This window comes from Streptomyces sp. NPDC059373, from assembly GCF_042751495.1.
Lineage (GTDB): Bacteria > Actinomycetota > Actinomycetes > Streptomycetales > Streptomycetaceae > Actinacidiphila.
The window spans coordinates 83,720-102,888 of sequence record NZ_JBHYXC010000005.1; the positions used below are offsets into that span (position 1 = coordinate 83,720).

A 19,169-nucleotide genomic window follows, 5' to 3' on the forward strand; every position below is an offset into this window, starting at 1 on the left:
TGCTGCGGATTCTACGGAAGGTCGAAGGCCCCCTGGCCGACCTCGGCCACGAACGCCGACCAGCCGCGCGACGAGAAGCTCAAGGTCGGCCCGGCCGGGTCCTTGGAGTCGCGTACGGCAATGGTCTGGGTGTCCGGGAGGGCGATTTCAACGCACGCGCCGTTGTTCCCCGAATACGAGGACTTCCGCCATGAGAGGGCCGTATCTTCCCGATGCATGATCGTTGCTCCGATCGTGTGAGACGTGCTGCGATGTGCCTGTGTGGTAAGCACGTCTCGACGCTACGCGACAACATCACTGTCTGGAGAGGGTCTGTCACTCGACCGGATGGCATATTCCACGTGCGTCTTCCACGGTGAGGGGGACAGGTGTACCTTTCCGCCCAAACTTGTGACGACTCGTCTCAGGGCGCGTATTCCTTCGCGACGTCCAGGACGAACTCCCTCGACTTCTCGGGGTTCAGAGCCTGGGCGCGAAGGTGCTCGTACATCATCGCGTACTTCTGCACATCGGTGTGCTTCTCCAGGTAGAGGTCGCTCGTCACGCCCTCCAGGTACACCACCGACGAGTCCGCGCTGTCCTCGAACTCCAGGACGGCGAAGGCCCCGTACATACCCGGGTGGGCGCCGACGTCGTGCGGCAGGACCTGGACGGTGATGTGCGGCAGCGTGCTCATGTCCGCCAGGTGCTCCAGCTGTTCGTACATCACCTGCGAGCCGCCCACCTCGCGGCGCAGCGCCGACTCGTCGACCACCACCCACAGGCGCAGGGGCAACTCCGGGTCCGTCACGCGCTCTTGGCGCTTGAGCCGTACGTCGACGCGCTTCTGGATCTCGGCCGGGGTCGCCTCGGGGCCCATACCGAAGATGACGGCCTCCGCGTAGGTGCGGGTCTGCAGCAGGCCCGGCACGATCAGCGACTCGTAGGTCCGCAGCGACGCCGCTTCCATCTCCAGCCCGATGTAGACGCTGTAGGGCACGTCCCCGAAGGCGTGCCACCAGCCCTGCTGGCGGGACTCGCGAGCCATGTTCATCAGTGACTCGACCATGTGGGGATCGTCGACCCCGTAGACCCCGCACAGGTCGCGGACGTCGCGCTGGCTGATGCTGCGGCGGCCGTTCTCCAGTCGGCTGATCTTGGACTGGGAGACCAGCAGCTGGGCCGCGACCGCTTCCGCCGTGAGGCCTTTCAACTCGCGCAACTTGCGTAGTTCGGCTCCGAGACGGCGTCGCCTGACGGTGGGGTTGACGTTGGCGGCCACGGGATGTGCACCTCCGGCATGAATGGTTTCTGCACTGCTGAGTACTGCTTGTCAGCAGCCTGCCACTACCGGTCATCGGCCCGCTGGGAAATGGTCGTATGGTCGCTCTTTCCCGGACCTCCCCGGCGCGGAGAACAGCGATGCGCGGGGCACGGACCGGTGGTGCCGGCCCATGCCCCGCGCATCGCAGCGGCTCCCGTGACCGGGTCGCTGAGGACGGTGCGGTGTCGGTGTCCGGGCCCTGCCTCCGGATACCGGTCCGTCCTGTTGTCGCCTACTGCTCTTTCTGTCCTGCTTGTCTATCGCTCTTCTCGCTCATCGGACGCCGGCCCGGGCCATCCCTTGCCCCGCCGAGGGTCGCCCCTGTGCGGGCGCTCGCTTCGGCTGTGCGGCGACGCCGTTCTGTACGTCCATGACCGCGTGCGCGACGAGGCCGCCCATGGGGTCGTAACGGATGAGATCCCTCAGGCGCGATCGCGAGGACCGGCCTTCGTTACCCGGGTAAAGGTGCTTGCCGAGCCCCACGGCATGGGCGAGCGCGGCCAGCGCTGCGGTCCGCGGGTCCGGCGGTACGCCGGTGCGGATCGCGTTGTCCAGCCGGGCCCTGATCTCCCGGCTGACTTCGCTGTCGGTCGCCTGATAGCGAGTGGTCGGCAGCACCCCGCACATCTGCCCCGCCACGGCATGCACCATGCCGCACCGTTCGAGATGCGCGAGATACGTCTGACGGAGCCCCAGGCGGGGCCCGCCGATCCAGTGGACGGCACGCACGGGGCTGCCGCGTCGCCGCAGCAGTTCGAGCGCGGAGTCCAGGGTCGGATCTCCTGTCGGCCGTGGGTGCACCACGGCGATACGATCCCCATCAGGGGCTATTCGCCCTGCCAGAGCCAGCTCCACTAGCTGTGCCCCGGCAAGGCCTAGGTCGAGCGACTGCGGCTGCGCCGTGGTGCCCGTGGTCGGGTCCAAGGCGAGAAGCAGTAGCTCCTCCGGAATACTTCTGCGGCTCCTGCCCATCCATGCCTCCCCGCGTGGATGAAGACAGGGTGACGCCTCTCACAGCAACCTGTCGAGAGCGCCTTGCCCGTTCGTGCGGGAACCGACTCATATGTCGTTCTCGTCTACCACCCGGGCGGTGGTGTCGAGGAGACATCGCAGAGGTTCCGGCGGGTCTCTCAGAGGCTTCTCAGCCTGGGGCTGGACACTGGTGTATGGGTGGAGCGGGTCGTCGCGCAGACGGCCCGCCTGACGTGTGGAGGAGGTCTGCGTGGCGGGCGAGTCCCCCGGCAGGGCGGAGCAGCAGGAGTCGTCGGGGGAGGCGACCGAGCGCAGGACGGAGGATCCGAGGCTCGCCGCATTCCGTGGGGCGGAAGAGGCGGAAGGTTCCTCCGGGACCCAACATAACGATCCGGTAACAGATCGCGAAGATCTTGACGCCGAGGCCCCCGCCGACGCGAAGGCGGGGGGCGAGGGACGTACCCCGGATGCGTCGGATGACGTAACCGAGACAGACGCGGAGTCCGCCGACGATACGGAATCCGCTTCGGATTCCGAAGCGGAAGCGGAAGCGGCGGAGGAATCCGCGGAAGAGACTGCCGAGGAAATGGCGGACGAGACGGCGGGGGATGCGGCGGAGGACAAGCCCGAGGTCTCCGAGGCCTCCGAGGACGAGCCCGAGGAGGCCGACGAGCCCGAGGAGTCGGAAGGGGCGGAGTCGGCGGCGCCGGAAGCCCCTGAGGCACCCGAGGCCGAGCCGCAGCCGCGCGAGGGCACCCTCGTCCTGGCGGCCCACACCGTCGCGGAGATGCGGGCGAGCATCGCGCTGCCCGAGGCCAAGCCGGTCACGCCGGTGACGCCGGTGACGCCGGTGACGCCGGTGACGCCGAAGTCGGCCACGCCCATCACCACAAAGCCGGTCACGCCCAAGCCGCTTCCGCCGAAGCCGCCGGCCGGGCCGGCGGGGCCGGTCGGCACCTTCGTACCGCTGGTGACCGACGAGACGCCGAACGCGCCTCGCGAGAGTACGAAGCAGATGCCGCTGCCGCCCACCCCCGGGGAGCCGCTGAAGCTGCTCGCCGAGCTCACCAACACGCCCCCGCCGCCGGAGACTCCGCTGCGGACCGTGACGCGGCGGTTCAAGATCTGGACGCCGCTGGTAGTGCTGCTGGTCATCGTCTTCGGTGCGGTCCAGGCCCTGCGCCCGCTGCCCGACCCGCAGCTCAAGCTCACCACCGCCTCGGCCTACACCTTCAGCGGCAGTACGCCCTCGCTGCCCTGGCCGACGGAGGGTCAGGCCGTCGTCGAGGTCGAGGGGATGGGCACGCTCGGTTCGTACGGCCAGGAGAAGCCGGTCCCGATCGCGAGCGTCGCCAAGGTCATGACGGCGTACGTCATCCTCCGCGACCACCCGATCAAGAGCGGCGCCAAGGGCGAGACCATCACCGTCGACCAGAAGGCGGCCGACCAGTACAAGAGCGGGCTGGCCGACGCCGAGTCCGTCGTGAAGGTCACGAAGGGGCAGCAACTCACCGAGTACGAGGCCCTGGAGGCCGTGCTGCTCGCGTCGGCGAACAACGTCGCGCGGCTGCTCGCCCGCTGGGACGCCGGCTCGGAGTCGGCGTTCGTCGCGAAGATGAACGCGGCCGCGAAGGATCTCGGCATGACCAACACGACGTACACCGACCCCAGCGGCCTGGAGGCCACCACGGTCAGTACGGCGAAGGACCAGGTCAAGCTGGGCAGGAAGGCCATGCAGAACAGCGCGGTCTTCCAGGAGATCGCCGCCAAGATCGAGTACACCGACAGCTCCGGCACCAAGCACAAGAACTGGAACCAACTCGCGGGCTACAACGGCGTCGTCGGCATCAAGACCGGCACCAGCACCAAGGCCGGCGGCAATCTGCTCTTCGCCGCCACGAAGACGGTGGGCGGCACCAAGCGGCTCATCATCGGCGCCACGCTGGGCCAGTACGTGTCGCCGATCATCACGACCGTGCTCAACAAGAGTAAGGATCTGATCCAGGCCACCCAGGGAGCCCTGAAGGCCGAGACGATCATCAAGAAGGGCACGGTCGTCGGCTACGTGGACGACGGACTCGGCGGCCACACCGCCGTCGTCACCACCAAGGACGTGACCGCCGCCGGGTGGTCGGGGCTCAAGGTCGGCATCTCGCTGGCCGCCGCCACCTCCGGCATCCCGCACACGGCCAAGTCCGGCGCCACCGTGGGCACCCTCACCGTCGGCAACGGCAACGGCAACAGCGAGGTCAAGGTCCCGGTCGCCCTCCAGACCGATCTGGCCGAGCCGGGCTTCGGCACCAAGCTGACCCGGGTCGCGTAGGCCCCGGTCCGCCGTCAGGCCGAGAGTTCGCGCTCCAGCGGCGTACGGAAGCGCGGGGTGACCCGCACGTCCCCGAGCAAGCCGCTCAGCCGGGAGGCCGCCGCCCCGATCGCGGCGGCGGCCTCCCCGCCGGGGTCCCCGAACACGCGGTAGGCGATGGTCCCGTCGGCCCGCTGGGCCCAGCCGCCGACGACCTGGCCGTGCCACCACACGGTGGGGCCGATGTTGCCGGAGCGGTCGAACAGCGCGGCGCGGTCCGGAGCCTCGGGGAGGTACCAGTCGCGTTGCTGCCAGCCCATGGGCGTCGGGTCGAGGGCGGGTAGCAACGCCGCCCAGGGCGCGTCGTCCTGGGGCGGTGCGGTGTCGCCGGGGAGTATGTGGCCGGTTCCCTCGTCGAGGGTCACCGGTTCGGCGCCGACGGCCGCCAGGGCCTTGCGTACGTCGGTGAGGGTCCAGCCCGTCCACCACTTCAGGTCGGCCTCGGTCCCCGGCCCGTAGGCGGCGAGCCAGCGCCGTACGAGCTCCGCCCTGGCCTCGGCGGCCGGCAGCTCGGGCAGGGCCTTGCCCACGGCCCAGCGGTACTGGCTGCTGGTCCAGCTCCCGGCCGGGCGGCGCCGGGTGATCCGGCCCTCGGCGGCCAGGACCCGCAGGATGCGGCTGGAGACGTTCTGCGTCGCCTCGTACGGCTTCCCGCGCGCGACCACGACCTGCTCCCGCAGCCGTGGCTCGGCGGCGCCCAGCGCCGCCGCCGTGGCCTCGCCGCGCTCGGCCAGGGCCGCGAGTGCAGCGGCCTCGACGTCGGCCAGCCAGGCGGCGTCCCAGCCGCCGCCCTCGGCGAGGTAGGCGAGGAGCTTCTTGCGTTCGTCGGCGGCGACGGCCCGGGCGGCAGCCGCGTACACGACGGGCGCAGAGGCCTCCGTCACCACGAACATCGTCCGGCGCATCGCCAGCAGCCGCAGCAGCGATCCGTCCTCGTACAGCGCCCGCTCGAGCTCCGCCGTGCCGGGGGTACGCAGGCGCGCCGCCACCGACAGGTAGACCGTCGCCGGGTCCGTGCCGTGCAGCCCCACCAGTGACTCCGTGACCTCCTCGGCGGTCGCCGCCCGGTCCCCGGCGGCCAGCCGGTGCCGCGCGCCCAGCCGGGCCCTGCGCTCGGCGGCCGTGATCCGGCGGAGGGCGGTGGTCATCGGTGACCCCGGGTGTTGGCGAAGCCTTCGGCCATGGTCGGCGACCCCTCTCGAATTCCGGGCATTCGGCACTATAAGTCGGTGACGTGCCTGTCGGGCTGTGGGACAGGTCACATGTTCTGTTGCGTAAGTCGCGTAATGGCTGCCCCTGATTTCCGGTCTTCCTGGTTGACGGATATACGCGTCGCGCCCACCGGAGGGTTCCAGCCATGCTCACCGACATCGACCGCACTGTCCGGGTCCGTATCTGCGCCCCCGACTCCGGGGCCCAGGACACCACCGCCGTCCTCCGCTACCACCGCGAGGACCCGCTCGCCGTCTATCTGACCTTCCCCGCCTCCGTCTCCCTCGACGGCACCGACGTCACCTGGACCTTCGCCCGCAACCTCCTCACCGCCGGCCTCCGCGCCCCCGCCGGTGACGGCGACGTCCACATCTGGCCCTACGGTCCCCGCCACACCATGATCGAACTCCGCGCCCAGGAGGGCACCGCCCTCATCGACCTCGCCACGCCCGACCTCCACACGTTTCTCTCCCGCGCCTACGAAGCCGTTCCCGCCGGCGAGGAGGTCCACCACCTCGACGTCGACGCCGCCCTCGCCGCCCTCCTGGACGACGATTGAAGCCCCCCGGGCGGGCGCACCCCGAACTACACCGCGGATGGCGCGAAGCGCCGCAGACGCAGCGAGTTGCCGACCACGAAGACGGACGAGAAGGCCATCGCGGCGCCGGCGATCATCGGGTTGAGGAGACCCGCGGCGGCGAGGGGGAGGGCGGCGAGGTTGTAGCCGAAGGCCCAGAAGAGGTTGCCCTTGATGGTGGCGAGGGTGTGGCGGGAGAGGCGGATGGCGTCGGCGGCGACGCGGAGGTCGCCGCGGACGAGGGTGAGGTCGGCGGCCTCGATGGCGGCGTCGGTGCCGGTGCCGATGGCGAGGCCGAGGTCGGCCTGGGCGAGGGCGGCCGCGTCGTTGATGCCGTCGCCGACCATGGCGACGGAGTGGCCTTCGGCCTGGAGGCGGCGAATGACGGCGACCTTGTCCTCGGGCATGACGCCGGCGATCACGTCAACGGCCGCGATGCCGACCTCCGTGGCAACGGACCGGGCGACGGCGGCATTGTCCCCGGTGAGCAGGACCGGCCGCAGCCCCAGCGCGCGCAGCATCCGGACCGCCTCCGCGCTGCTCGGCTTGACCGCGTCGGAGACGACGAGCACGGCCCGGGCTTCCCCGTCCCAGCCGACGGCGATCGCCGTACGGCCGGCTTCCTCCGCCTCGGTCCAGGCGAGGCCGAGCTTGCCGGAGAGCGGCTCGGACAGCAGCTTTTCGCGGCCGACGACCACGGCGTGGCCGTCCACGACTCCCCGTACGCCCAGCCCCGCGACCGCCGTGAAGTTCTCCGGCACCGGAAGCCTGTCGCCGGTGGCCGCGGCGACCGCCTGGGCGATGGGGTGCTCGGAAGCGTGTTCCAGGGCGCCGGCGAGCCGCAGGACCTGCGCCTCGTCCTCGCCGTCGGCGAGGTGAACGGACGTCAGCGACATCGCGCCGCTCGTCACCGTGCCGGTCTTGTCGAGCACGATGGTGTCCACCTTTTGGGTGGTTTCAAGTACCTCCGGCCCCTTAATGAGGATGCCCAGCTGCGCACCCCGCCCGGTGCCTACCATCAACGCCGTAGGCGTTGCCAGGCCAAGCGCACACGGGCACGCGATGATCAGCACGGCGACGGCGGCCGTGAAGGCCGACGCGGCGCCGGCCCCCTCGACCAGCCACCACCACCCCAGGGTCGCGATCGCGAGCCCGATCACCACCGGCACGAAGACCGCCGAGATGCGGTCCGCGAGCCGCTGCGCGGCGGCCTTGCCGTTCTGCGCGTCCTCGACGAGCCGTGCCATCCGCGCGAGCTGCGTGTCCGCGCCGATCCGGGTCGCCTCGACCACGATCCGCCCGCCCGCGTTGACCGTTGCGCCGGTGACCGTGTCGCCGGGCCCGACCTCGACCGGCACCGATTCGCCGGTCAGCATCGACGCGTCGACGGCCGAGGAACCCTCCCGTACGACGCCGTCCGTCGCGATCTTCTCGCCCGGCCGTACGGCGAAGAGGTCGCCGACCGCCAGTTCGTTCGTCGGGACGCGCACCTCCAGGCCGTCCCTCAGGACCGCCACCTCCTTGGCGCCCAGCTCCATCAGCGCCCGCAGCGCCGCGCCCGCCCGCCGTTTGCTGCGGGCCTCGAAGTAGCGCCCGGCGAGGATGAAGGAGGTGACCCCGGCCGCGACCTCGAAGTAGAGGTTGGCGCTGCCGTCGCCGCGTTCGATGGTCAGCTCGAAGGGATGCTTCATGCCCGGCGTGCCGGCGTCGCCGAAGAACAGCGCCCACACCGACCAGCCGAACGCGGCCAGCGTCCCCACCGAGATGAGGGTGTCCATGGTGGCCGTGCCGTGCCGCAGATTGGCCCAGGTGGCCTTGTGGAAGGGCCAGGCCGCGTACGTGACGACGGGCGTGGCCAGGATCAGCGAGAGCCACTGCCAGCCGCGGAACTGCAGTGCCGGGACCATGGCCATCGCGATCACGGGTATCGCGAGCACGACGGCGGTCAGCAGCCGCTGCTCCAGCGGCAGCAGTTCGGCCGCCGCGTCGTCCGCCGTGGCCGGCGGTGCCGGGAGCGCCGCCCTGTAGCCCGTCGCCTCGACCGTCGAGATCAGGTCACCGACCGCGACGGCGCCCCCGTCCTCGTATGAGACGTACGAAACCTTCGCCTTCTCGGTGGCGTAGTTGACGGTGGCGGTGACGCCGTCCAGCCGGTTGAGCTTCTTCTCGATGCGGGCCGCGCACGAGGCGCAGGTCATCCCGCCGATCTCAAGCTCAACGGAACTCATCAGACGGTCCTGCCGACCAACTCGTAGCCGGCCTCGTCGACGGCGGCGCGGACGGCCTCGTCGTCCAGCGGCTGCTCGGACGCGACGGTCAGCAGGCCGGTCTGCGCGTCCGCCTTGGTATCCGTCACGCCGGGGAGGGCCGAGACCTCCTTGGTGACCGCGGACTCGCAGTGGCCGCAGCTCATGCCGGAGACGGTGTAGGTGACGGTCATCGTGTGCGCTCCTTGCGTGTGGTTCTCTGAGCCGATGATGCCAGAGTATACCCCCCAGGGGTATTCCTGGGGGGTGGGCACGCGAAGTGGGCGCGCGAGGCCTGGACCGTCGGGTCAGGGTCACGCCAGGAAGGTCACGCCCAGAAGGCGTTGTCCTCGTCGAGGTCCGGGGAGCATTCGTCCAGGTCGGTGATCTTGTCGCCGACGACGCGGAAGACGATGCAGGCGTCCTGGTCGATCGTCTTGCCGCCCCGGTTGGCGGTCTGGTGGTGGACCGCGACCACATGTCCGCGCCCGTCGACGAACAGGTCGCGAACCTCGACGCGCATCGAGCCGTCGGTCTCCGCGAAGAGCTGTCCGTAGAAGCGCAGGACGTTGTCAACGCCCTTGTAGTCACCGGCCAGCGGGTGGTCGCCCGGGACGTGGTGCGTGCAGTCCCCGGTCATCAGCCCGCGCAGGGCGTCCATGTCACCGCGCGAGAAGGCCTCGTAGCCCTTGCGTACGAGTGCGGCGTGCGGGTGCTCAGCCATCGTGATCGCCACCTTTCATGAGAAAGCGGGGCAAATTCGGCTGCCGTAACCACCTTCTCACCGCCCCGCCCGCACGGCTATGTGTCGGGTGGGCCCTGATGGACGGGGCTCAGTCCGTCCAGGGTGAGGTCGAGGAGGCGCTCGGCCTGCGCACGCTGTTCGGGATGGCCGGAGGCGAGGGCGATGCCGGCGAGCGCGGCGAACATGTCGGTCGGGAGGATGTCCGACCGGAACGCTCCGGCTGCGGTACCGGCGTCCATGAGCGACGAGAGGGCGGCCTGAATCATCTCGTGGCTCCGGGCGTAAGGGTTGGTGCCCGAGGCGACGACCGCTCGCAGGGCGTCCGCCATGCCCAGTTTGGCGGTCGCGGTCCCGCTTCAGTCGGTCTACGCCGGCACGAAGAACGCCGTACGCACCATCTCCGAGGGCCTGCGCCAGGAGGCCGGCCCCCATCTGCGCGTGACTGTCGTGTCGCCGGGCGTCGTCAACACGGACTTCGCGGACTCCATGACGGATCCGGAGACGAAGGCCCGGACCCCGGAGAGGATGGGCGAGATCGCGATGCCGCCGGACGCCGTGGCCCGCGCCTTCGCCTTCGCGATCCAGCAGCCGAACGGCGTCGACGTGGGCGACATCGTCGTCCGGCCCACTGCGCAGGACTAAGGCCTACCGTCTACGACTCCGCGCGGCCCCGCAGCCGTTCGAGGTCGCGGCGCTCGCGCTTCGTCGGGCGCCCCGCGCCCCTGTCGCGGTGGGCCACGACGACGGCCTCCTCGCGGGGCGGGGGCGGGGGGCTGTTGTCGAGGTAGGCCTCGGCGGCGACCGGCGGGCCGACCCGCTTGCGTACGAGGACCTTGACGACCACGATCCGCTCGCGGCCCGCGTGGTAGAGCCGCACTTCGTCCCCGGGGGCGACCGCGTGGGCCGGCTTCACGCGCTCCCCGTTGACGCGGACGTGCCCGGCGCGACAGGCCGCGGCGGCCAGCGAACGGGTCTTCGTCAGGCGTACGGACCAGATCCAGCTGTCGACCCGCACGCTTCCCTCGTCTGCAGCCATGCTCCCGACCCTACGTCTCTGGTTTCACGTCGAAGGACTCGCCCGAGCCGTACGCGCGGACCTCGGCGCCGCGCACCACATGGACCCGGCCCAGCCCGGACACCCGGGCCCGGGCGCCGTCCACCGCCAGCATCGTGTTCTCGTCGATCGCCACGCCGTACGCTCCTGCGCGGCCGCGCCGCACGGCTTCGATCAGCCGGGGGAGGGTGCCCCACTGCGCGGCGTGGACATCCACCGTGAACGGCACCAGGCCGAGCCCCGGCCTGACCTCGATCTCCTCCAGGTCCTCCCCGGTCTCCTCCGGGCACACCTGCACCCCGCCCGCCAGCCACCCCCCGACCAGTGCCTCCCGCGCCGCGACCGCCGCCCCCGCCGAGAACCCCGCGTACGGCAGCCGCGCCGTGCTGTCCCGTACGGCTGCGAGGGCTTCCTGGTACGCGGGCGTCAGCCCACCGCCGACCAGCAGCGCGTCCACGCCGTCCAGTGCCGCCGGATCCAGCGTCCCGCCCAGCGGCACGAGGACCGGCACCGGCGTGCAGGGCCCGGCCCGGCGCAGTGCGGCCTCGTACCGTACGAAGTCCTCGGCACCGTCGCCCTCGTCGACGAGCAGGCAGGCCACGGTCGGGTCCGGCCCCCCGGCTCGCCGCCCGGCATCGGCGAGAAACGGGCCGTAGAGGAGGCCGGAGGCGGCTTCGTCCCAGCCACCGCCGATCAAATACCTGGTCGTGGTCACAGCGCCGGACGCTAGCACCGCGCCGAGCGATCCGAGGGAGATTAAACCGGCACGACCCTTCCCCCTGCAGCGCTGAGGGGGCGTCCTCCCCGGGGAAGGGAGGACGCCCCCGTCGGTTGTCGGGCCGGGCGTCAGCGGTCGTAGCGGTTGTGGTGGTAGCCGTTCCAGCGGTAGTCGTCGCGGTGGTGGCGGTGGCCGTACCAGTGGTGGTGGCGGCCGTGGTGGTACCAGCCGCCGGGCCGGTCGTCGCCGCGGCCCCAGCCGTCATCGCCGCGGCCCCAGCCGTGGTCGCCGCGGCCCCAGCCGTGGTCGTCGTGGTCGTAGCCACGGCCGTGGTCGTTGTCGTGGTCGTGGTCGTGCAGGGCAGACGCACCGGCCGTCGCCGTCCGCGGCGTTGCGGCCTCTGCACTCACCGCACCGCCGAGGACCAGGGCCGCTGCCACACCGAGTGCAGCCGCGAAGCGGGATACACGCATAGCCATCTCCTGTCACCGCAGGTACCGAAGCACCTGCACGGGTTGGACTCGGCAAGCGTCGGCCCGGGCGCGACGAAACACGCCGCGCCGCGCCCACAAAAACGGCAAAGGCACTCAATCTGCTGGAATCCACCGATACGTGGAACCGGGACGTGTAGGCGATCCGTGGACTGCCGTCCCCGTGTGCCGGACCACACCCAGCCGCAGTCGCCCGAAGCCGTCGTCCGCCGCTACCTGCGGGTTCTCGAGCCCCGGCGCATCACGGACCTCCTGGAACTCGTCGCCGAGGACGTCCTCGCCCACGGCGCGGGCCAGAACGTCACCGGACGCCATCACCGCCTCTGACCGGGGGGATGGCGTGGCTACTTCGCCGAGGCGCGCAGCGCCCGTAGCCGTGGCCGTCGGACGGATCCCATGGGGACGGAGCGAAGGCCGGCTCGCCGACGGAGAGGTCGCCCGCCCGGCGACCTCTCCGTCGGGTCGAACTGCTGGCGCTGTGCGGTGCGCGGCGTCATGTTCAGCCCCTTTGGGTGTCCGATGTCCCTTACTCCATACGGGCACCACGAATACGCCCCTGCAACTGGTACCTTCCCGGGGCCCGGCCCGTACGTACGACAAGGAAAGGAGGTGTGCAGCAATGCGCAGGAGTGATCACAGGAGTGTCCGGCAGCACCCGGACTCGCCCACCGCCAGCCCCGCCATCCCCGCCGGCAACCTCCTCACGACGGAGCCACCTTGTCCATCCGCCTCACCCCGCTGACCCACCCCGACCGCCTGGTCTGGCTCGCCGCCGACCCCGCCGGTCACCCCGTCGGCTCGGCCTTCCTCCGGCTCTTCGACCGCTCCGGCCAGGACCACCTCGCCGAGCTCGAACTCGCCGTGCACCCCGCCGACCGCCGCCACGGCACCGGCACGCAGCTCCTCACCGCGGCTCTCTCCGCCGCCCGCGAAGCCGGCAAGCGCTGTGTCATCGCCCAGGCCGCCACCGACTCACCCGGCGCCCGGTTCCTCCCCGCCCAGGGCTTTCGCAAGGTCCTGACCCTGACGTACGCCCGACTCGCCCTGGCCGACGCCGACATCGCCGCCCTCACGGCCGCCGTCGCCGACCCGCACCCCGGCTACCGTCTGGTCTCCTGGGACGGCGCGGTCCCCGACCACTTCGCCCCGACCTACGCCGACTCCCGGCACGCCATGGACGACATGCCCATGGACGACACCGACTTCGGCACCGTCACCTGGGACATCCCCCGCCTGCACGCCGTCGCCCAGGCCGTCGCCGACCGCGGCGACCACCTGCACACCGTCGCCGCCCTCCACCAACCCACCGGCACCATCGTCGCCTTCACCGAACTCGTCGTCCCCGGCGACGGCACCGGCGACGCCCAGCACTACGGCACCGCCGTCCTCCCGGCCCACCGCGGCCACGGCCTCGCCGCCTGGCTCAAAGCCCGATCCATCCTCCAGGCCCGCGTCCAGCACCCCGCCCTCGCCGGCCTCCTCACCGACACCGCCGACAGCAACACGTACATGCGCCGTATCAACGACGCCCTGGGCTACGCGCCGACGCACCGCACGGCGACGTACCAGCTGGATCTGTAGCGGCCCGGGGCGGATCCGCGCGCCGATCGGGGAAGCTGTCGGGGTGAACACCTCTGCCGACGACGGCTCACCAGGACGAGCGGGCTACCGGCGATCAGCGGGGTCGCCGCGCGGCGAGGCCAGGCGCCGGGAACTCCTCGACCGTGTCACCGACGACCTCGCGGTCAACGGGCTCGTGGACTTCTCGCTCCGGCGCGCCGCGCGGGCGGCCGGCACCACGCACAAGGTGCTGCTCTATCACTTCGACGGAGCCGACGACCTACTCGTGCAGGCGATCGTCAAGCTACGCGGAAGGCGCATCGAGAAGGCGTCGGCCGCCGCCGACGGACCGGCCCGCCGGCCGCTGGGGGACTGGGTACGCGCGGTGTGGCCGGTCCTCGTGGGTGAGGAGGCGCGGGTACTCGACCAGGCCATCGGCTTGGCGATGTACGACCCCGACCGATACGCGGCACTCGGCCGCGAGGCGTCGCAGCAGTACCTGCCCTTGCTGCTGTCCATCTGTCCGGAGCACTGGTCCGACCGGCGCAGGCTGGAGGTCGCCGAGATGATCCTCGCGACGCTGCGCGGCTTCCTGGTGGACTCGCGGACCAGCGGCGACACCGCCGGGGTCGCCGCCGGCTTCGACGCGTTGGCCCGTGCGCTGGAGCGAGAAGAGGCCGCCGACGAATAGCCGCCCTCTCCGGGCCGGTCACAGCCCTGATGGCCGCATGGACAGTTTGCGAACCGCGTGGTTCACTTTTTCTGCGGGATGAATCTCGTCCACTCCTCGGAGGTCGGCATGCAGGTGTCCGTGTTACGGCAGCAGGTTCGCTTCGCCAGCGGCAGCACCGAGTGCGCCGCCTGGCACTATCCGGGAACCAACGGCGCCTGCGTGATCATGGCCGCCGGTGGCGCGGTGACCAAGGAGCCGGGCACCGACCCGTTCGCCAAGCGGTTCAACGAGGCCGGGTTCACGGTGCTCGCCTTTGACTACGGCCGGCTTGGGGAGAGCGGCGGCCAACCGCGCCAGGTTGTGCGCATCGGGGAGCAACTCGCCGACTGGCAGGCCGCGATCGCGTTCGCCGCGACCCTGCCGGGAGTCGACCCGACCAGGCTCGCGGCCTGGGGCTTCTCCCTGTCGGGCGGCCACGTCCTCCGCGTCGCGGCACGCAACCCGCAACTGGCGGCGGCCATCGCACAGACGCCGCTCGCCGACGGCCCGGCCGCCACGCGCGTGGCGACGCGCCACCAGAAGCCGCTCGCGATACTCCGCCTCACCGGCAGAGGCCTCCTCGACACGCTCGGCGGTCTCGCCGGCCGCCCACCCTTGTTGGTGCCGCTCGCTGGCGAACCGGGCACCGTCGCGCTCCTCACCACGCCGGACGGCATCGACGGCGACAGGGCCCTCAACCCGGACAACCGGTATCCGGACTGGCAGCAGACAATCGCCGCTCGCTCCTCGTTCGGTATCAGCTTCTACCGCCCCGGCCGCGACGCGTCCCGGGTGGCGTGCCCGCTGCTGGTCCTCGCGTGCGACCAGGATCAGTCAGCGCTTGCCGGTCCGGCCGTCCGTGCGGCGCGGCGAGCGGCCCGCGGGGAGCTCGTACGGATGCCCGGCGGGCACTACGAGCCCTTCCTGGGTGGCCACGAGAAGGCTGTCGAGGCAGAACTGTCCTTCCTGCGGCGGCACTTGCTCGGTCATACGTCGGCGGACCGGCCGGCATGAGGGCGATCGAGCTGTCCGCCGGGCCGATCGAATACGAGGACACCGGTGGCAACGGCCCCACGGTCGTGCTGTTGCACGGGCTGATGATGGACGCCTCGCTGTGGGACGGACCGATCGCCGAACTGTCCGCAGACCACCGATGCGTGGCACCGACACTGCCCTTCGGCGCGCACCGTCATGCGATGCACGCCGACGCCGACCTGTCGCTGCCCGGGATGGCCCGGCTGGTCGCCGAGTTCCTGGACCGCCTCGATCTGCATGACGTCACCCTCGTCGGCAACGACACCGGCGGAGCACTCGTCCAACTGCTCATGCGCGACGGCGCCGCACGCGTGGGACGGGTCGTGCTCGCCTCGTGCGATGCGTTCGACAACTTCCCGCCAGGGCTGACAGGCAAGACGCTCGTGCTCGCCGGCAAGCTCTCGCCCCGGATGTTCGGACTCTTCATGCAGCAGATGCGGCTGCGCGTGATCCGGCGACTCCCGATCGCGTTCGGGTGGCTGACCAAGCGCGGGGACGCCGCCACCGCCCGGTGGGTGAAGCCGGTCCTGAAGCAGCCCGAGATCCGCCGCGACACCGTACGCATGCTGCGAGCCGCAGGGGTGGACACCGGCCTCCTGCTCGCCGCGGCCGAGGGCCTGCCGAGCTACGACCGTCCGGCCCTCGTGGTCTGGGCGAGCGGCGACCGCGTCATGCCGCCCGAACACGGCCGACGCCTCGCCGAACTCCTCCCGCACGGACGGCTGGTCGAGATAGCGGACAGCTACACCCTCATCCCCCTGGACCAGCCGGCGCGGCTCGCCCAGCTCGTCCGGGAGTTCAGCCAGGCCAAATGAACGAGCGCGCCGCCGAATCCCCTTCGGCGGCGCGCTCGTTCACCCGGTGTGGGTCAGGCGGTCGGCACGGTCCACTTCTGGTTGGAGGCGCCGGTGCAGTCCCAGATCTGCAGGCGGGTGCCGTTGGCCGAGCTGGCGCCGGTGGCGTCGAGGCAGCGGCCGGACACCGGGTTCACCAGGGTGCCCGAGGTGTAGGTCCATTTCTGGGCGGCGGTGCCGTTGCAGTCGTACAACTGGACCTGGGTGCCGTTGGCGGTTCCGGCGGAGGTGAGGTCCATGCACTTGCCGAGGGCCTGGAGGGAACCGTCGGAGGCGACGGTCCAGTTCTGGGCCGCACTGCTGTTGCAGTCGTACAGCTGGATGGCGGTGCCGTTGGCGGTGGCGGCGCCGGCGACGTCGGCGCACTTGCCGGCGATGCCGGTGATCGGGCCGGAGGGGGCGGTGTTGCCGCTCGCGGTGCCGCTCCAGGTGAAGGTGGCGGAGGTGTGGGCGGGCACGGAGTACGTGAAGGACTGGCCGCCCCAGACCACGTGCAGGTTCTGGGCCGAGGTGGAGTCGTTGTAGGCGACGAGGGCCTTCGAGCCGTCCGGGTTCTGCCACGCGACGTTCGGGATGGTGGAGTTGGCCGTGGAGTCGATGCGGTAGGCGCCCGGCTTCACGAACTTCGTCAGCTGGCCCATGTCGTAGTACTCGATGTTGTAGTCGACCTGGCCACTGCGGCTGTCGCCGTTGTGCACGGTGATCAGACCGGTGCAGGTGCCGCAACCGCCGTTGTGCGGACCCATGTTCTGGTCGACGGCGAGGGACCACTTGACGACCGACTTACCCCAGTTGCGGGTGTAGTCGATGATGTTGAGCATGTCTTCGCGCTGCTGGTCGGTGACCCATGTGCCGCCCGAGTGCTCGGTGTCGAAGGCGTCGGTCGACGGGTACTGGTTGTGCACGGTGGTCTGCTCGGTGACGTCGCCACCGTAGCCGTGCCAGGCGATGCCGCCGAAGAGCGAATCGTTGCGGATGGTGGCGTCGTCGACGGTCGGCGCGCCGTATGACGCGTACGTGTCCCAGTTCCAGTCCAGGGCGAGGACCTTGGTGCTGAGATTCGCGGCGTGGAACGCCGGCAGGAGGTTGGTCTTGAGGAAGTACTGCAGGCCGGAGCCGTTCCAGTTCATGGAGGGGTAGCCGGAGCAACAGGTGGGCTCGTTCTGCGCGGTGACGTAGTCGATCGGCACGCCCTGGGCCGCGTAGGCCTGGATGTACTTCACGAAGTACTGCGCGTAGGCGGCGTAGTACTGCGACTGCAGCCAGCCCAGGCTGGTGGAGCCGTTGTCCTTCATCCACGACGGGGCGGTCCACGGCGTGCCCATGACCTTCAGCGACGGGTTGAGCGTCTTGGCCTGCTTGGTCAGCGGGAGGACGTCGACCAGGTCATGGCTGATGGAGAAGGAGTTGAGGTTGGGATCGGTCGCCCCGGCGGCCACGTCGTCGTACGTGTAGCTGTAGCGGGCCAGGTCCGAGGCGCCCATCGGGTTGCGCAGGAAGCTCAGGCCGATGCCCGAGCTCGGGTCGAAGAGCTTCTGCATGACCGCCGTACGGGTCGCGCTGGTGAGCGCGCCGCTGCTGTTCATCAGGTAGGCGGCGGTGTCGGTGAAGGACGCGCCGGCGCCGCTGAACTGCTGGTACTTGGTGTTCTCGTTGACGACGACGTTCTGCCCGCTGCCGCTGGTGCCGGCGGTGAAGGCTATGGGCGTCTGCTGCTGGAGGCCGCGGGTGACATTGCGGCCGCCGGAGTCATTGGTGGTGGTGAGCCAGACATTGACCGCCTCGCCCGCGGCGTGGGCCGGGGCCCCGCCGATCAGTGCCAGTGCCGCGGCCATGGCGGTGGAGAGCAGCGTGGCGACCAGGCGGCGTGGGGGGCGCGGGGTGGGGGAGCGTCTCATGGGGTGATGCCTTTCGGCCGGCGGTGGGGGCGCGGTGGACCTTGGGCGTGTCATGCGTGTGTCATCCGTGTCATGGGCCTGACACATGCGACTGGCCATCGTGACGGGCTGGGACGGACTGGGGAGAGGCGGGCTTGTAAAGGTCCAGACCTACTTCACGCCGTGAGTTAACTCGTGAAATAAGGGTGCGTCAAGGTGTCAAGCACGGGAACGCCAGCCTTGATTCAGAGCGTGAGAAGCGCCTCGAAGCGCTCCGTGAAGAGGTAGGCGTCACCGGGCCAGCGCGCCGAGACGTAGTTCCCGTCCTGTACGACGAAGGCCTCCGAGTGGTCGGTCGCCGTGCCCCGGCTCAGCGACCGCGGACCCCGCTGGAACTGCTCCGGCGCCGCCAGGGCGGCCCTGACCTCGTCCTCCACGTAAGCCGGATACGTACGGTAGTACCGCCCCAGCCGCCAGGCCGTCGCGTAATACGCCGCCCGCTCCATGCCCTTGGGCAGGCACGTCGTGCGCCGGTCCGCGAGCACGCTGCGCCCCGTCGCCGGGTCCAGGGTGCGCGCGAGCACCAGGACGCCGTGACAGATCGCCCCCACCGGCCGCCCCAGCGCCCAGAACCCCGCGACCTTCTCCTGCAACGCGGCCGACCCGAGGTACTGCCGCATCCCGGGCGCGTGCCCGCCGGGCAGGATCAGCCCGTCGTACTCCGCCACATCCACCGTGCGCCAGCTCACCGGCCGCCGGAACTCCGGCGCCTCGGCCAACTCCCCGTAGAACGCCCGCGCTTCCGGCTCGGCCCCGAGCCGCCCGAACACCACCCCGGTGAGCAACCGCGGATCGCACTCCGGAGCACTCCCGCCCTCCTGCGTGGCGAAGGTGACCGTATGCCCCCGATCGGTCAGCAGCCGCCACGGCACCGCGACCTCCGTGGTGTCGAAATCCCTGTCCGGCACCGGCAGGAGCAGTTTCACGGCGTACGTTCCTTCCCTTGACGCGACTCGGTACGGCTACGCGGAGTGCTCGACGTATTCGAAGACGACTCCGCCGGGGTGGCGAACGATGGCGTTGCGGCCGGTCGGGACCTGGTTCGGGCCCGAGAGCAGCTCTCCGCCGTGCGCGGTCAGGAGGGCCTGGAGCCCGTCGAGGTTGTCGACGAGCACGGTGCTCTGGACGTTGCGGAAGGGGGCGAGGGCCTCGTCGGTGCCTGCGACGAGCAGGAAGCCGCCGATGCCGGCCACTTCCACGCCGGAGTAGGTGAAGCGCCTGCGGATCTCCTGGCCTGTCAGGGCGCGGAGGGCGGGCAGGGCGCGGTCCAGGTCATCCACATAGAGCCGGGCCAGTGTGGCCAGTACCTTCATGTCCGCCTCTCGGAGGTCAATTCGACTTTCCCGAACTGTTGAATTGATCGCCATACTAGACGCAGATCCCGAGGAGGA

Annotated in this window: 20 protein-coding genes and 2 pseudogenes; 8 read left to right on the top strand and 14 right to left on the bottom strand. The window is 70.6% G+C overall.

Annotated elements, in window-relative coordinates; genetic code table 11:
• Positions 1-11 precede the first annotated feature (11 nt).
• The 3 genes from ACFXJ5_RS11810 to ACFXJ5_RS11820 all read right to left on the bottom strand — a co-directional run bounded on the left by ACFXJ5_RS11810 (position 12) and on the right by ACFXJ5_RS11820 (position 2,275).
• A complete protein-coding gene (locus tag ACFXJ5_RS11810) occupies positions 12-218 on the bottom strand; it encodes a DUF397 domain-containing protein (protein ID WP_384630186.1) in 207 nt (68 codons plus the stop codon).
• A 185-nt stretch (positions 219-403) separates the two neighbouring features.
• The gene (locus ACFXJ5_RS11815; RefSeq protein WP_384630187.1) at positions 404-1,261 is read right to left on the bottom strand and encodes a helix-turn-helix domain-containing protein; all 858 of its coding nucleotides are present in this window, start codon (positions 1,259-1,261) and stop codon (positions 404-406) included.
• Positions 1,262-1,576: 315 nt separating this feature from the next.
• On the bottom strand, positions 1,577-2,275 hold the full coding sequence (locus ACFXJ5_RS11820) for a GPP34 family phosphoprotein (RefSeq protein WP_384630188.1): 699 nt from the start codon (positions 2,273-2,275) through the stop codon (positions 1,577-1,579).
• Positions 2,276-2,861: 586 nt separating this feature from the next.
• Here ACFXJ5_RS11820 and ACFXJ5_RS11825 point away from each other — a divergent pair.
• Positions 2,862-4,598, top strand: a complete 1,737-nt coding sequence (locus ACFXJ5_RS11825) for a D-alanyl-D-alanine carboxypeptidase family protein (RefSeq protein WP_384630189.1) — start codon at positions 2,862-2,864, stop codon at positions 4,596-4,598.
• Positions 4,599-4,612: 14 nt separating this feature from the next.
• Here the strand turns inward: ACFXJ5_RS11825 and ACFXJ5_RS11830 are convergent, their stop codons facing one another.
• Positions 4,613-5,785: a winged helix DNA-binding domain-containing protein gene (locus ACFXJ5_RS11830; protein WP_384630190.1), complete on the bottom strand. Its 1,173-nt coding sequence runs from the start codon at positions 5,783-5,785 to the stop codon at positions 4,613-4,615.
• 209 nt (positions 5,786-5,994) lie between these two features.
• Here ACFXJ5_RS11830 and ACFXJ5_RS11835 point away from each other — a divergent pair, with 209 nt between their 5' ends.
• The gene (locus ACFXJ5_RS11835; protein ID WP_384630191.1) at positions 5,995-6,408 is read left to right on the top strand and encodes an SsgA family sporulation/cell division regulator; all 414 of its coding nucleotides are present in this window, start codon (positions 5,995-5,997) and stop codon (positions 6,406-6,408) included.
• Positions 6,409-6,434: 26 nt separating this feature from the next.
• Here the strand turns inward: ACFXJ5_RS11835 and ACFXJ5_RS11840 are convergent, their stop codons facing one another.
• The 4 genes and pseudogenes from ACFXJ5_RS11840 to ACFXJ5_RS11855 form a co-directional block, all read right to left on the bottom strand.
• Positions 6,435-8,654, bottom strand: coding sequence for a heavy metal translocating P-type ATPase (locus tag ACFXJ5_RS11840; RefSeq protein WP_384630192.1), 2,220 nt, complete (start codon positions 8,652-8,654; stop codon positions 6,435-6,437).
• Positions 8,654-8,866 (bottom strand): heavy-metal-associated domain-containing protein, encoded by a 213-nt coding sequence (locus tag ACFXJ5_RS11845; RefSeq protein ID WP_384630193.1) that lies wholly within the window; start codon positions 8,864-8,866, stop codon positions 8,654-8,656. Before ACFXJ5_RS11845 ends, ACFXJ5_RS11840 begins: the two co-directional genes overlap by 1 nt.
• A gap of 134 nt (positions 8,867-9,000) precedes the next feature.
• Positions 9,001-9,396 (bottom strand): nuclear transport factor 2 family protein, encoded by a 396-nt coding sequence (locus ACFXJ5_RS11850; protein WP_384630194.1) that lies wholly within the window; start codon positions 9,394-9,396, stop codon positions 9,001-9,003.
• A gap of 77 nt (positions 9,397-9,473) precedes the next feature.
• A pseudogene (locus ACFXJ5_RS11855) lies at positions 9,474-9,761 on the bottom strand (SbtR family transcriptional regulator); the annotation flags it as partial.
• Between the two features lie 4 nt (positions 9,762-9,765).
• On the opposite strand from ACFXJ5_RS11855, the pseudogene ACFXJ5_RS11860 reads away from it, so the two are divergent.
• Positions 9,766-10,059: pseudogene (locus tag ACFXJ5_RS11860) on the top strand (SDR family oxidoreductase); the annotation flags it as partial.
• Between the two features lie 10 nt (positions 10,060-10,069).
• On the opposite strand, the gene ACFXJ5_RS11865 reads toward ACFXJ5_RS11860, so the two are convergent.
• The 3 genes from ACFXJ5_RS11865 to ACFXJ5_RS11875 all read right to left on the bottom strand — a co-directional run bounded on the left by ACFXJ5_RS11865 (position 10,070) and on the right by ACFXJ5_RS11875 (position 11,662).
• Entirely contained in the window at positions 10,070-10,453 is a 384-nt protein-coding gene (locus ACFXJ5_RS11865) for an RNA-binding S4 domain-containing protein (RefSeq protein WP_127355298.1), read from the bottom strand.
• A 10-nt stretch (positions 10,454-10,463) separates the two neighbouring features.
• The gene (locus ACFXJ5_RS11870) at positions 10,464-11,186 is read right to left on the bottom strand and encodes a Type 1 glutamine amidotransferase-like domain-containing protein (RefSeq protein ID WP_384630195.1); all 723 of its coding nucleotides are present in this window, start codon (positions 11,184-11,186) and stop codon (positions 10,464-10,466) included.
• Between the two features lie 131 nt (positions 11,187-11,317).
• Positions 11,318-11,662, bottom strand: coding sequence for a hypothetical protein (locus ACFXJ5_RS11875; protein WP_384630196.1), 345 nt, complete (start codon positions 11,660-11,662; stop codon positions 11,318-11,320).
• 183 nt (positions 11,663-11,845) lie between these two features.
• Here ACFXJ5_RS11875 and ACFXJ5_RS11880 point away from each other — a divergent pair, with 183 nt between their 5' ends.
• The 5 genes from ACFXJ5_RS11880 (at position 11,846) to ACFXJ5_RS11900 (ending at position 15,802) form a co-directional block, all read left to right on the top strand.
• Complete coding sequence (locus tag ACFXJ5_RS11880) at positions 11,846-12,007, top strand: nuclear transport factor 2 family protein (protein WP_384630197.1); 162 nt, start codon at positions 11,846-11,848, stop codon at positions 12,005-12,007.
• A 390-nt stretch (positions 12,008-12,397) separates the two neighbouring features.
• A complete protein-coding gene (locus ACFXJ5_RS11885; protein WP_384630198.1) occupies positions 12,398-13,261 on the top strand; it encodes a GNAT family N-acetyltransferase in 864 nt (287 codons plus the stop codon).
• Positions 13,262-13,304: 43 nt separating this feature from the next.
• On the top strand, positions 13,305-13,931 hold the full coding sequence (locus tag ACFXJ5_RS11890; RefSeq protein WP_384630199.1) for a TetR/AcrR family transcriptional regulator: 627 nt from the start codon (positions 13,305-13,307) through the stop codon (positions 13,929-13,931).
• A gap of 108 nt (positions 13,932-14,039) precedes the next feature.
• On the top strand, positions 14,040-14,966 hold the full coding sequence (locus ACFXJ5_RS11895; RefSeq protein ID WP_384630200.1) for an alpha/beta hydrolase: 927 nt from the start codon (positions 14,040-14,042) through the stop codon (positions 14,964-14,966).
• Complete coding sequence (locus ACFXJ5_RS11900; RefSeq protein ID WP_384630201.1) at positions 14,963-15,802, top strand: alpha/beta fold hydrolase; 840 nt, start codon at positions 14,963-14,965, stop codon at positions 15,800-15,802. The genes ACFXJ5_RS11895 and ACFXJ5_RS11900 overlap by 4 nt, the downstream gene beginning before the upstream one ends.
• Before the next feature lie 53 nt (positions 15,803-15,855).
• Here the strand turns inward: ACFXJ5_RS11900 and ACFXJ5_RS11905 are convergent, their stop codons facing one another.
• The 3 genes from ACFXJ5_RS11905 to ACFXJ5_RS11915 form a co-directional block, all read right to left on the bottom strand.
• Positions 15,856-17,739, bottom strand: coding sequence for a ricin-type beta-trefoil lectin domain protein (locus ACFXJ5_RS11905; RefSeq protein WP_384630202.1), 1,884 nt, complete (start codon positions 17,737-17,739; stop codon positions 15,856-15,858).
• Between the two features lie 224 nt (positions 17,740-17,963).
• On the bottom strand, positions 17,964-18,704 hold the full coding sequence (locus ACFXJ5_RS11910; RefSeq protein ID WP_384630203.1) for a type 1 glutamine amidotransferase domain-containing protein: 741 nt from the start codon (positions 18,702-18,704) through the stop codon (positions 17,964-17,966).
• Positions 18,705-18,740: 36 nt separating this feature from the next.
• Positions 18,741-19,091: a VOC family protein gene (locus ACFXJ5_RS11915; RefSeq protein WP_384630204.1), complete on the bottom strand. Its 351-nt coding sequence runs from the start codon at positions 19,089-19,091 to the stop codon at positions 18,741-18,743.
• Between the last annotated feature and the right edge of the window lie 78 nt (positions 19,092-19,169).